General features: G+C 27.1%; 11 protein-coding genes. All 11 read left to right on the top strand.

From position 1 onward, the window contains the following. Positions 1-80 precede the first annotated feature (80 nt). The 11 genes from RDX53_RS02285 to RDX53_RS02335 all read left to right on the top strand — a co-directional run bounded on the left by RDX53_RS02285 (position 81) and on the right by RDX53_RS02335 (position 13,256). Positions 81-1,154, top strand: a complete 1,074-nt coding sequence (locus tag RDX53_RS02285) for a PRK06851 family protein (RefSeq protein ID WP_307993650.1) — start codon at positions 81-83, stop codon at positions 1,152-1,154. Positions 1,155-1,356: 202 nt separating this feature from the next. Then, on the top strand, positions 1,357-2,664 hold the full coding sequence (locus tag RDX53_RS02290) for a GspE/PulE family protein (RefSeq protein ID WP_195929627.1): 1,308 nt from the start codon (positions 1,357-1,359) through the stop codon (positions 2,662-2,664). 60 nt (positions 2,665-2,724) lie between these two features. After that, positions 2,725-3,912, top strand: coding sequence for a type II secretion system F family protein (locus RDX53_RS02295; RefSeq protein WP_295733424.1), 1,188 nt, complete (start codon positions 2,725-2,727; stop codon positions 3,910-3,912). A gap of 28 nt (positions 3,913-3,940) precedes the next feature. Then, positions 3,941-4,339 carry a prepilin-type N-terminal cleavage/methylation domain-containing protein gene (locus tag RDX53_RS02300; RefSeq protein WP_307993651.1) on the top strand — a complete coding sequence of 133 codons (399 nt, stop codon included), beginning with the start codon at positions 3,941-3,943 and terminating at the stop codon, positions 4,337-4,339. A gap of 450 nt (positions 4,340-4,789) precedes the next feature. After that, a complete protein-coding gene (locus RDX53_RS02305) occupies positions 4,790-5,245 on the top strand; it encodes a hypothetical protein (protein ID WP_295676404.1) in 456 nt (151 codons plus the stop codon). A gap of 1 nt (position 5,246) precedes the next feature. Continuing rightward, a complete protein-coding gene (locus tag RDX53_RS02310) occupies positions 5,247-5,711 on the top strand; it encodes a hypothetical protein (RefSeq protein WP_295776937.1) in 465 nt (154 codons plus the stop codon). After that, positions 5,708-6,172: a hypothetical protein gene (locus RDX53_RS02315; protein ID WP_195929632.1), complete on the top strand. Its 465-nt coding sequence runs from the start codon at positions 5,708-5,710 to the stop codon at positions 6,170-6,172. The genes RDX53_RS02310 and RDX53_RS02315 overlap by 4 nt, the downstream gene beginning before the upstream one ends. A 176-nt stretch (positions 6,173-6,348) precedes the next feature. Continuing rightward, positions 6,349-9,171 carry an SEC-C metal-binding domain-containing protein gene (locus RDX53_RS02320; RefSeq protein ID WP_307993652.1) on the top strand — a complete coding sequence of 941 codons (2,823 nt, stop codon included), beginning with the start codon at positions 6,349-6,351 and terminating at the stop codon, positions 9,169-9,171. 175 nt (positions 9,172-9,346) lie between these two features. Continuing rightward, complete coding sequence (locus RDX53_RS02325; RefSeq protein ID WP_195929633.1) at positions 9,347-9,724, top strand: hypothetical protein; 378 nt, start codon at positions 9,347-9,349, stop codon at positions 9,722-9,724. A 91-nt stretch (positions 9,725-9,815) separates the two neighbouring features. After that, complete coding sequence (locus RDX53_RS02330; RefSeq protein ID WP_295676412.1) at positions 9,816-11,414, top strand: NAD(P)/FAD-dependent oxidoreductase; 1,599 nt, start codon at positions 9,816-9,818, stop codon at positions 11,412-11,414. A 213-nt stretch (positions 11,415-11,627) separates the two neighbouring features. Then, positions 11,628-13,256 (top strand): Na/Pi cotransporter family protein, encoded by a 1,629-nt coding sequence (locus RDX53_RS02335; protein WP_307993653.1) that lies wholly within the window; start codon positions 11,628-11,630, stop codon positions 13,254-13,256. Positions 13,257-13,476 lie beyond the last annotated feature (220 nt).

A 13,476-nucleotide genomic window follows, 5' to 3' on the forward strand; every position in this document is an offset into this window, starting at 1 on the left:
CGGCATAGGTTTATTTTTTTGTAACAAAAATCAAACTAAATAAATATCTTAATATAGAATTTTTTTTAGGGGGGCTGTTTATGACAGGCAAAATAAGAAAGATGTTTCCAGGGGGAAATACAGCAAATGGATTTTATTCATTTTTTGATTATATAATACCACAAGATGTAAATAGAATTTTTTGCTTAAAAGGTGGTCCAGGCGTTGGAAAATCATCTTTTATGAAAAAAATATCTAAGGAATTTAATAAGATGGGATATGATGTAGAGCTACATTATTGTTCATCTGACCCTAGCTCATTAGACGGAATAGTAATAAAAGAACTCAATGTTGTTATGATAGATGCAACTGCACCTCATACTGTAGATCCTAAAACACCTGGTGCTATTGATGAAATATTAAATTTTGGTGAGTTTTGGGATGTAGAAAAAATAGAACAAAATAGAGATAAAATAAAAGCTTGTAATGAAGATATAAGTGAATGTTTCCAAAGAGCATTTAGATTTTTAAAATCAGCAGAACCTATTTATATAGATGTAGAATCAAAAATTTCAAAGTGCATAGACTTATCAAAATTAAGTAAAGTAACAGATGAATTTCTTGAAAAAATATTTGCTGATGTAGAATTTAGCGGAAAGAAAGCATATGTAAGACATTTATTTGGTTCAGCAATAACGCCAATAGGATATTTAGATTATTCAGATAGTCTTTTTGATGGAGTTGAAAATATATATTATCTAGAAGGAGAAATAGGAAGCGGAAAAACTACATTACTAGAGGCTGTTTATACTAGAGCACAACAAAAAGGATTAGATGTTGAAGTTTATCATTTTCCATTGATAATAGATAAATTGCAAGCTGTATATATTCCAACTTTAGATTTAGCTGTTACGACTAGTGCTAGATTTAAGGATAAAAAGGAAATTGACTTAAATACATGTATAGATGAAGATAAATTAAAGAAATATATAGATGATGTGAAAATTGATAAAGATTTAGTTGATTATTTAATGAATAACGCTATTTCGAACTTGAAACGAGCTAAATTTAACCATGATATAGTTGAAGATTATTATGTACCTGCTATGGATTTTAATAAGGTGGAATTATTAAAAGATGAAATTATAAATCGAATATTAAAATATAAAAAATAGAAACGGACAGATTTGCAAAAAGGGACCTTTGGGTTCCTTTTTGTTTTGTATTATTAATAAATTATAAGTATATACTTGTGAGAAAGCTGCATTTTATAAGATATTTTCAATTCAGTATAAATTAAAGTAATAAATTTCCAAAATAATGAATACAATGTATTTTTCTAGTACATAATCCAATTAATAAATTTAGAAATGAGGAGTGAAGCTATTGATATCAAGTAATTTATTATCTATTATTCCAGAAAAAATATCAAGAAAATATAAAGTAATACCGATAGAATTAAATGGAGATACCTTAGTAGTAGGTGGAAGTAGAGCTGATTTTAACACTATACAAGATTTAAATATTATAACAAGGAAAAATATTGAATTTAAACAATATCCAGAAGAACAAATAATTAAAGAAATCGAGGCAGCATACGGAAACAATATTGAAGTAGACGAAGATTATGCATATAAGATTTTTGAAACAATATTAGAAAATGCTGTGTCTAAAAATGTAAGTGATATACATATAGAACCTTTTGATAATTACCTCATAATCAGATTTCGTGTAGATGGAGAATTATATGAAGCATTCAGATATACACTTGATTTACATATACCACTGACATCAGTTATAAAGCTAAAATCGGGAATTGATATTACAGAAAAAAGACTTCCCCAAGACGGACGAGCAGATATAAATATAAAAGATAAATTAATTGATATTAGAACATCGACAATTCCAACAACTTATGGAGAAAAGACAGTTCTCAGAATTTTAAACAGAGATAATTTTTTTAAGACGAAAGAAGAAATAGGTTTTTCACAAAAAGCCGTACAAATCATAAATCAAATGATATCAAATAATTCAGGAATAGTATTAATTGTAGGTGAAACTGGATGCGGAAAAAGCACAACAATGTACTCTCTATTAAACGATTTAAATAAAATCTCGAGAAATATTCTAACAATAGAAGACCCTATAGAGTACAAGATGGATGGAATAAATCAAATACAAGTAAATTCAAAGGTAGGATTAACTTTCGAAAAAGGCTTAAGAGCAATGTTGAGACAAGATCCAGATGTAATAATGGTTGGAGAGATAAGGGATTCAGAAACTGCAAAAATAGCTATAAGAGCGTCCATAACTGGGCATTTAGTACTCAGCACATTACACACTAATGATACAGTTTCATCAATAACTAGACTCAAAGATATGGGAGTAGACTTGTATCTAATAAGTGCATCATTAGTTGGAGTTATAGCGCAGAGATTAGTTAAAAAGGTATGTCCATACTGTAATGGAGAAAATAATTCATGTGAATATTGTCATGGAAGTGGATATTTAGGTAGAACTGTAGTTTATGAAATTCTACAAATAGACGATGAGATTAGACAATGTATTAGCGATATAAATAAACATAAAGAAATAAAAGATATGGCTATAAAAAGTGGAAAAATGATTACATTTGATGATAGCTATAGAAATATTGCATCAATGACCTTAGCAGAAAACATATAAAAATGTAATAGATATGGTTTATATCTATAAATTATAAAAATAAAATGATAGAGGTGATTTATGGAATACTACAAATGTGTTGTATATGATGAACAAAATAAAAGAAAGGTAATACATCTAGATTTTGATTCGGAATGTGAAGTATTAAAATATGCTAAAGAAAATAAGCTTAGTATATCATCTATGAAAAAGAAAAAGTCGTTATTTAATTTTAGAAAAAAACTTAACGAAAAAGATTTAAAGATTTTTTGTAAGGAGATAGGGATTTTACTTGAATCAGGAAGTGACATCATATCATTATTAGAAATGTTGGAACAACAATCTAGTAAAAAACTAAAACCGATAATAAAAAGTATATTAAATAGCATAAAAGAAGGAAATTCGATAACCGAATCGTTTAAACATACAAATGCATTTTCAAATTTCTTTATAAGTATGGTGCATACAGGAGAATTAAGCAGTAATCTGGACCAAGTTATGTATACATTAAGTGACTATTATGATAAAGAGTCTAAAGTAAAAGGCAAAATTAAAAGCTCTAGTATATATCCTATCATCTTAGCTGTTGCGACAGTATTGTCTGTTTTTGCTATGCTGTTTATTGTTGTCCCAAAATATGAAGAAATTTATTCGCAAAGCAATGCAACAATGCCAGCGATAACACAGATAATGATATCTGTATCAAATTTTCTTAGACATAATTTTATCCTTATATTTTTTATAGGATTTACATTAATAATCTCAAGTATATATTTAATTAAAAATAACGATGAATTAAAAGATGATGTATATAGATTGAGTTTTAAATTGCCTAAGATAGGTGATTATAGATTGATGGATATTACAAACAGGTTTTCAAAATCACTATACATACTAATTAGAAGTGGTGTGGAAATAGTTTGTGCAATAGATATATCAGCGAAGGTGATAGATAAAGATTACCTATATAAAAAAATATCAATTGCTAATAACTCTATAAAAGAAGGAAATAAAATAGGTGAATCTCTTGATGATATAAATTTATTTTCGCCATTTTTTATAAGAATGATATCAGTAGGAGAGGCATCAGGTAGATTAGAAGAAACTTTAGCAGTTGTTAATAAATTTTATGAAAGTGAAATTGAGCAAAATATTGAAATCACAATGAAGTATTTTGAGACAGGAATCACTTTAGTGATGGGAATTATAGTAGGAATAATTGTAATAGCGATGGTAATTCCAATGTTTAATATGGTTTCTGCATTTTAAAAATAACTAATTTCAAAGGAGGAATTTTATGAAAAACATAGGTGAAAATTTGGTGAATATATTAAAGGCAAAATCTAAAAGAGGGATACTGAAATATAAAAAAGATGGCTTCAGCTTAATTGAAGTAGTAATCGCAATAACATTAATGGCAATCCTTTCAGGAATTGCAATGACAAGTTATACAAAAGTACAACAAGATGCAAAGAAGAATATGGACTATACGACTGCGGCAAATATTGCTACAGCAGCACAACTAGCTAATGCAGATGGAAAGGCAGTTAGTATTGAAAACTTAGTTAAAGAAAACTACCTTCAATCAACTCCTAAATCACAACAAAAAGATGCTGGTGATTTTGAGGTTACAATAGATGATAACGGAAAAGTAACCGTAACTTTAGGTAAAAAGACATATTATCCAAGAGAATAAAAATATTTAAAATAAATAATTCCATAAATAAAATGAATAAGGAAATTATGAGGAATAATATTTGGATTGTGAGGTGATCTTATTAGAACTTGTATAACAATTAAACTAAATAATTACGATAGTGAAATATTAATAATAGATAAATCTCCCTTAAAGCTAGATGTAATAGATTGTATCAATATAGATAAAGGAATAAAAGAACTCAAAAGATTAAATATAAAAAGGGAATTTATAAAAAATCTAAAAGAAATTATAAAAAAGTACAATATAAAAGAAGTATTTTTCGTCGTTCAAAATTCACGAATTATAATCAGAGAACATAAGGATTTACCCAAAATAAGAAAAAGAGATTTAGATGGATATATAAATTTTGAAATATTACAGGATAGTCTCTTAACTTTAGATGACTACATAGTAAAATACAAAATTTTAGACTACAGAAAAAATAAAATGGATTTGCAGATAATTTTGTTTCCAAAAGAAATAGAAAAAATTTGCTTAGATATAGCGACAGGCTTAAATCTGAAACATAAATATCTAAATATGAATTTTGATATATTACAAAAATTGATAGATCGAGAAAAGATTAATTTAAAAAATAATGATTGTATGGTTATTGAAAATATGGATGATGTAATAATTTTAAATTATATTAAAATGAAAAAAATTTATACATCAAATGTATTTAGTAAAGAAAGTAGTTCAGAATATATAACTAACTTATTAGATAAAGATATTGATATTTTTTATTATGGAAAAGAAGATAATTTTATAAATACACTCAAAGAAAATGGATTTAAGGTATATAAACTTAATTCTAAATTAAATATAAGTTATTTATGTTCAGACAAAACAATAGATATTCAAAATAACAAATATTTAGTAAATATAGGAGTTGTAATTTAAAATGAGTAAAAATAGTAAATGTATTAATATTTTTGAAAAAGATAAAAAAGATTTAAATTTATATCAAATAAGTATTTTGATTATAGTATTTATGACAATATTACAAATTGGGATAAACTCATTTAAAAATAACCAACTTAATGAATTTATTTCAGATTATGAATATGAAAAAGATTTAAAAACTAGTGAGATTAATACTTCATCATCTAACAATTTAAATAAAGAAAAATCTAAAATAAATTTATCTAAAATAAAAGAAATAAGTTCAATCATAGGCATAGAAAAAATCCAAAGTATATATTCTGACTCTAATAAAGTAGAAATTCAGGGGTATTGTGAAGATACAGAAGTATTACAAAAAGTATCTGATTTAGAAAATATAAATAAATTTGATATTCAAGAATTACAAAAGAAAGACAACAAATACTTTTTTAAGATTGAATATACATTAGGAGGAATAAATTGAAACTATTAAAAAAGAATAAATCACTATGTTTTTTATTGATAATAGCAACAATTTATGTTCTAGTTACATTATTATATATAAATCCTCTTAGAGCGAAAAATACTAAACTAGAAGAAAAAAGGAATGAAATTTTAACTTTAAGACAAGAAGACGATTCTATACAAGTATTTTCAGAAAAAGAAAAGGTTGCAGAGGATATAATTTTATCAATAGAAAAGAGCATAGGAAATTTAGTAGATATAAATTTTATAAATAAACAATATGAACAAGGTGAGCAATCCGAAGTAGTAATACTAGAATTGAATTTTTCCTCAAATTCAAAAAATCTATTTAAAATAGATAAAAAATTAAAAGAATTAGATTTATATGACTCAATTGAAATGATAAAAATAGAAAATTCCCAAACAGAAACTGATCAAGACAGAAAAATAAATTGTACTATGACGTTTAGAGTCGTTTAAAAGGCTATAATCAAAAAACAAAGTGATAAATGTAAATCAATGGAGTTATATAAAGGAAAATGTAGTATGAATATAATTAATTTTAAGAGGAAAAAAACATCTTCTTATAGAAAACTAATTTAATTGACTAAAAGCTATGACATAAAGAAAATCTAAAGAAGAATGGGGGATTTAAAGTGATTGGGAGAAATGAACCTTGTCCATGTGGCAGCGGAAGAAAGTATAAAAAATGCTGCCTAGAAAAAGACAAAGCAAAAGACATCGCGAGAAATAGGGTTAAATTAGCGGAAGGACAATTTGACACTATAATGAAAAAGGTAATAGAATTCTCTAGTGAATATGAAAAGCCATATAAAAACAAATGCAAAGTAGACTTTGGAATTACAAATTATGAATTAGAAAATGTAATGAACGTATACTATCTAGTAAATTTTAAATACAACAAACAAAGTAGTATAATGCTAGATTATCTTAATAAAAATAAAGCAAATATCAATAAAACTGATGAAGAAATAATTGAAAATACATTAAACTCATACATGAGTGTATATCAAGTTAAAGAGAAAGATATTAATAAGGTGTTACTGAGAGATATTCTATTAAATGAAGACTTATATGTAGAGGACATTGACTTATTTAGTTTGTATAAGGAAGGTGAGTTCTTACTCGCGAGGGTCGTCAATGTAGGTGGAACTAAAATTTTCTTAGACAAAACAATTAAAATAAGCGAAAGTAGAAAGACCCAGATTAAAAATGACATAGACAATAGATATAAACAGACTAAAAAGAAATGCAAAACAAAGAAACAGTGCTTAATAAATAATATTAAATTTATGTATCAAAATTTAATTAAATCACGAAGAGAATATATAGTACAAACCCCATGCAATGAAGAAAGTAATAATACAGAAGGCATATTAAACAATGCTGTGGTGCATAACAATATAAAATCAATAGCACCAAAGAGTGAAAAAGAAAAAGAACGTGAATTAAAGCTACTAATGGTTAGACAGAGAGAAAAAGAAATTGCTCAAAAACAAAATATGAAAGAAGAAAAATTTGAACAACCAATAGTTCAACATGGTGAAAAAGAAATTATTTTTGAAGTTGAAGAACAAACAGCACAAAAAACAAAAGAAAAGATTAAGAGACAAATAGCAATGCCATTAGTTGAATTTATTAAAGAAGAATACACAAAAGAAGAACCGACAATAATTCAACAGGCAGAAAAAGAAGCTATTTTTGAAATTCAAGAACAACCAACAGATATTAAAACACAAGAACTTAAAACAGACTTAGATTTAAATACAACTCAAGAAATTAACAACATATCAAATAAAACAAAATCGAAATTGACTAAAGAACAGAGAAGAAAACAAAACTCAAATCTTATTAATAAAGATAGCAAAGAAATTGATGAAAAACTGGTGAAAGAACAAAATGTAATTAATCAAAAAGACAAATTACCAGAACTGGTGAATAAACTTACAACAAAAGTAGATAAACTGGTGATAGATAAAGTCAAAGAAGAAAGTAATACACCAGAAAAACTGGTGGCAATAAAAGACAAACGACAAGAAAAACCACAAGAAAATAATAAATCAAAAGAAATAATAAGACATAAAGAAAAACCAAATTACAATCAAAAAACATCAGAACTGGTGCCAGATAAAGAGTTAAAACAAGAAGTAAACAAAGCACAAGAACTGGTGGTAAATAAAACACAAAAAGAAATTGAGAAAACACGCGAACTGGTAGTAGATAAAGTAGCAGAGGAAATAGAAAAAGCAAAAGAACTAACAATAAATAAATCACAACATCAAGATAACAAAAATCCAGAAAACATGGTGATGAAAGAACCACAATATACACATAAAGAAAAAGAAGTAGCTATGAAAAAAATTGAGGATAAGGATAAACAAGGAAAACTGGTGATGGGACAAGCCCAACATGAAATTGTGGCAGATGTTGATTATGAAGGGGTAGTTGCAATAAAATCAAATTCAGCTCTGGTAGATACAACATCCAAATCCGACGAAGATAATAAAGTTACTTTAAAAGAAAAACCACGAAGACAAGTAATGGCAAGAAAATCAAGAAATCCAGAAGGATTTAAAGATAGAAATAGAAGAAATAAGAGATTAGAAGATAAATTAAAACAAAGAATAGAAACGACAAAGAGACAAGAAGAAATAAAAGCTAGATTAGAACTTATTAGAAAAGAAAAATTACTCAAAGAAAGAGAATTGAGATTAAAAGAAAAAGAATTACAACTTGAAAAACAACTTTCCGAAATAACTTCACAATCAGCTACTAAAAAGTCAGAACCTATAATTGCTAAGCATATGGAAGGGGTAGTGAAGAATAAGGATTGCAATGTTGAAAAGACAGAAGAGCAGTTGACGACTAGGATAGAGAGAATACCTATATATAAAGCAGAAAAAATTGAATCTAAGATAGAAAATATATCAATGTCAAAAATTGAGCAGCAAATTGAATCAAAAATAGAAAATAATATAGTTGCAAGATTAATGGTGGAAGATCCACCTAAAGAAAAACCATTATTAGAGGTGACAGAGGAGAAGAAAGATCTAGATAAAAATACAAAAGAAGTTACAAATGATAAAAAAATTAAAAAAGAACCAAAACAAGAACTCAAGCAAGAGTCCAAAAGTGATAAATTAGAAAATAAGCAAGATAAAAATAAAAAAAAGACAAAAACTAATAAAAGCAAACAACCAAAAGAGCAGTGTAAAGTATATGACGTATTAATATCGAAAGTAGAAGACAAGTATAAAGAACAATGCATAAAAGAATGGAAAAAATTTAAACAGACATATGAATCCTATACAGGAAGTGAGAATGGCTGGGCAGCAGCCATTGAATACGAAGTTAGAAAAGACAGCGATGATACAGTGACACAAGGACAAATCTCGAAAAAATACAACATCAGCGTTAAAACTTTAAGTAAGAGATATAAAGAATTAAAAATAAGCTAAAAATATCCCTATAAAGTAGTTAAAATACGGTAATACTACTTTATAGGGTATTTTTTCGTTAAATTTCACATATTTAAGTCAAATAAAATAATAAAATTTATGTAAAAGTCTTTTAATATATAAAAAAAATGATAAAATATAAAAAGAAGTATATTACAGAGAAAGAGGTATTTTTATGAGTTTTACTTTAGGAAATCCTATTGCAGTATCAACTAATTTTATAAAATCAAACCCAGCAGTACCAGTGTATAAAGGTGCTGAAGAACCACAAAATTTATTCGGAGTTATATACCATATAGAAATAGGTTATAACGAAGGTAACCAAGAGAAAATAAAACAATATATAATCATAGACTTTAAAGAATACGATTTATCTTCTGAGAGTAAAGAAGAATTAATAAATATAGCTAAATCATATTGTGAATCAAAAAATATATCACAAGAAGATGAATTAGAAATAGCTCTATTAGACAATGAAGAGGTTGAAAACTTCTTAGAAAAAGTATTCAACAACATGAAAGTAATAAGAGGACTTATAAGTGAAAAACTTTAACGAATAAAAAGCGAACTCTAAGAGTTCGCTATCTTTTTGAAAATGAATATATAAAAAGATAGATTGCAAAATAGAAATGGAGGATGTTTATATGCTGAGAGTATCTAATATCAAATTAAGCATAGATGACGACAAATCAAAAATAAAAAGTAGTGTACTAAAAAAATTAAAAATAAAAGAATCAGATTTACAAAAATACTTTATATATAAAGAATCAGTAGATGCAAGAAAAAGAGGAAAGATAGACTTTGTATATACTGTTGATGTAATTGTAAAAAATGAAAGTAAACTTCTAAATAAAAAATTAAAAGATGTTGTAGAAATAAAACAAAGAGAATATATCGGTGTTGAATCTGGAAATCAAGAATTAAAACATAGACCAGTTGTAATCGGAAGTGGTCCTGCTGGATTATTTGCAGCTTTAGTTTTAGCACAAAGAGGGTATATGCCTATAATGCTTGAAAGAGGATTAGATGTAGACAATAGAACGAAAGATATAGAAAACTTCTGGAAAGAAAGAAAATTTAAAAATAACTCTAATGTACAATTTGGAGAAGGTGGAGCGGGTACTTTCTCAGACGGAAAATTAACTACAAGAATTAAAGATATAAGATGTAGAAAAGTATTAACTGAATTTGTAAACTTCGGTGCACCAGATGAAATCTTATACTCTAATAAGCCTCATGTTGGAACAGATATACTTAAAGATGTCGTAAAAAATATAAGAGAAGAGATTATAAGACTTGGTGGTATAGTAAAATTCGATTCAAAAGTAACTCAAATTAATATGGAAGATTCAAAAATAAAATCTGTAGTAGTTAATGAAGAAGAAGTTATTGAAACAAATGTAGTAATACTAGCAATTGGACATAGTGCAAGAGATACTTATGAAATGCTATATGAAAATGGAATAAAAATAAACCAAAAACCATTTGCAATAGGTGCTAGAATAGAACATCCACAAATATTAATAAATGAATCTCAATATAAAGAATTTTATAATCATCCTAGATTAGGTGCGGCAGATTATAAATTAATAGAACATACATCTAACGGAAGAACCGCATATACATTCTGTATGTGTCCAGGAGGAACAGTAATAGCATCAGCATCAGAAGAGGGTGAAGTTGTTACTAACGGAATGAGTGAACATGCGAGAGATAAAGAAAACGCAAATAGTGCATTCTTAGTAAATGTAAGACCTTCTGATTTTGGAAGTGACCATCCATTAGCAGGAGTTGAGTTCCAAAGAAAATATGAAAGATTAGCATTTGAATTAGGTGGAGGAAATTACAATGCTCCAATTCAATTAGTAGGAGACTTCTTAGAAGATAGAGTTTCAACAAAATTAGGTAAGGTTAAACCTTCATACCAACCTGGATATACTTTTGTAGATTTAAGAAAGTGCCTACCAGATTTCGTATGTGAAACTATGAAAGAAGCTCTACCAAAGCTAGATAAAAAATTAAACGGATTTGCTATGAGAGATGCAGTTTTAACTGGTGTAGAAACTAGATCATCAGCTCCAATAAGAATTGTAAGAGATGAAGAAACTTTAGAATCTGTAACTTTAGAACAATTATACCCATGTGGAGAAGGAGCAGGATATGCAGGAGGTATAGTAACTGCTGCTGTTGATGGTATAAAATGTGCTGAAAAGATAATAGAAAGATATTCTTCAATGAAATAATATAAAAAAATAGCTCTGAAAACACTGAAAAAATGGAATTAAATGGTTTATGTGTGAATACATGTAATACTTATGTTAAGTTTATATTAAGAAATTAACAAACCTTAAAAAAAGTATTGAAGTTTATAGTTGCAACATTATAAAATAAACATGTACTTAAATATGAATTTAATTAAAATTCGAATATGATGTATTTACTTAAGGAGGAATAAAGTGCAAATCGTTATAAGTCTTTTAGGGGGTCTAGGTCTATTTTTATACGGTATGAACCTAATGGGAGAATCATTAGAAAAAGTAGCCGGATCTAAAATGAAAAAAATTATTGAACTTTTAACTAAAAACATCTTTATGGGTGTAATTCTTGGTGCTGTAGTAACAGCAGTTATACAAAGTTCTAGTGCCACAACTGTAATGGTAGTAGGTTTTGTTAATGCAGGTCTTATGGGACTTCCACAAGCAGTTGGAGTAATTATGGGTGCAAATATTGGTACAACAATAACAGCTCAAATAGTATCATTTGATTTAACTGGTTTAGCTCCACTTGCATTAGGAATAGGTATTTTACTATATTTATTTGGCGGAAGTGAAAAATATAAACAAGTCGGAGAAGTATTTATAGGTTTCGGTTTACTATTTACAGGTATGGAATCTATGAAAGTAGCAGTAAATCCATTAGCAGAATATAAAGGATTTACAGATTTATTAGCTACATTCGGAAGATATCCAATCTTAGGACTTCTTTTAGGATTTGGTATAACAGCAATAATACAAAGTTCATCAGCAGCAATGGGTATGTTAGTTGTTTTAGCATCTCAAGGATTAGTTCCACTTGCTTCAGCTTTACCTATATTATATGGACAAAATATAGGAACTTGTGTAACTTCATTAATATCAAGTATCGGAGCAAACAAAAATGCTAAAAGAGCAGCTATGATACATTTAATATTTAATATATTAGGAACAATTATTTTCTTAGTATTCTTAAATCGTTTCGTAGTAGATATAGTTGTTAAAATGGATCCAAATAATGTAGCTAGACAAATAGCAAATGTACATACTATATTCAATATAGTTTCAACTTTATTATTATTACCATGTAACAAACTAATTGTTAAATTAGCAATGAAAATTGTTCCAGATAAAAATGATGAGACAGAAGAAGATGAATCAAGAGTAATCAAATATATAGATGACAGAATGATTCAAACTCCACCAATAGCTTTAGCTAGTACAATAAAAGAAGTATCTAGAATGGGTGAAAAAGCTAGATATAGTGTTGACCATGCTATGGAAGGTATATTAGAAGCATCAACTGATGCTATCGAAAAAAGTTTCAAGCAAGAAAAGATAATAAATCAATTACAAAAAACTATATTAAATTATCTTTTAAAATTATCTAAAGCACCATTAAGTGAAGAAGATAGAGAAACTGTAGATGCATTATTCAATACAGTAAATGATATAGAGAGAATAGGTGACCATGCTGAAAACTTAGCAGAAATAGCACAATCAGCAATATATGGTCAAGTTTCATTCTCAGAACAAGGACAAAATGAAATAAGCGATATGTATAATAAAGTTATTTCATCATATACTTATGCATTAGAAGCTATGGTTACTTCTGATGTACATTTAGCTTGTAAAGTTATAAAAATGGAAGAACAAGTAGATATAATGGAAGAATCATGTAGAGTAAATCATATGAGAAGATTAAATAATAATCTTTGTAGTATAGATAATGGTATCATATATCTAGAAATTTTAAGTAACTTAGAGAGAATTTCAGATCATGCAGCTAATATAGCTGAAAAAGTTATTCAACAAAAAACAGGCGATAATTAATTATTAAAATAAAATGCATTAAAGTATAGATTCGATCTATATTTTAATGCATTTTTTTATGTAATCATACGAATGATTTTTTTATTATTTTTATAAAAAACTATAATTATTTTATCATATGTAATTACATTGAACTCTAAAATAACGTTTTCATAAAAACATAGGGCTTTTAACAAGCGAATATTTATTTAGTTAGATATAATTATATATATTTGATATT

The organism is uncultured Intestinibacter sp. (assembly GCF_902468165.1).
Classification (GTDB): Bacteria; Bacillota; Clostridia; order Peptostreptococcales; family Peptostreptococcaceae; genus Intestinibacter.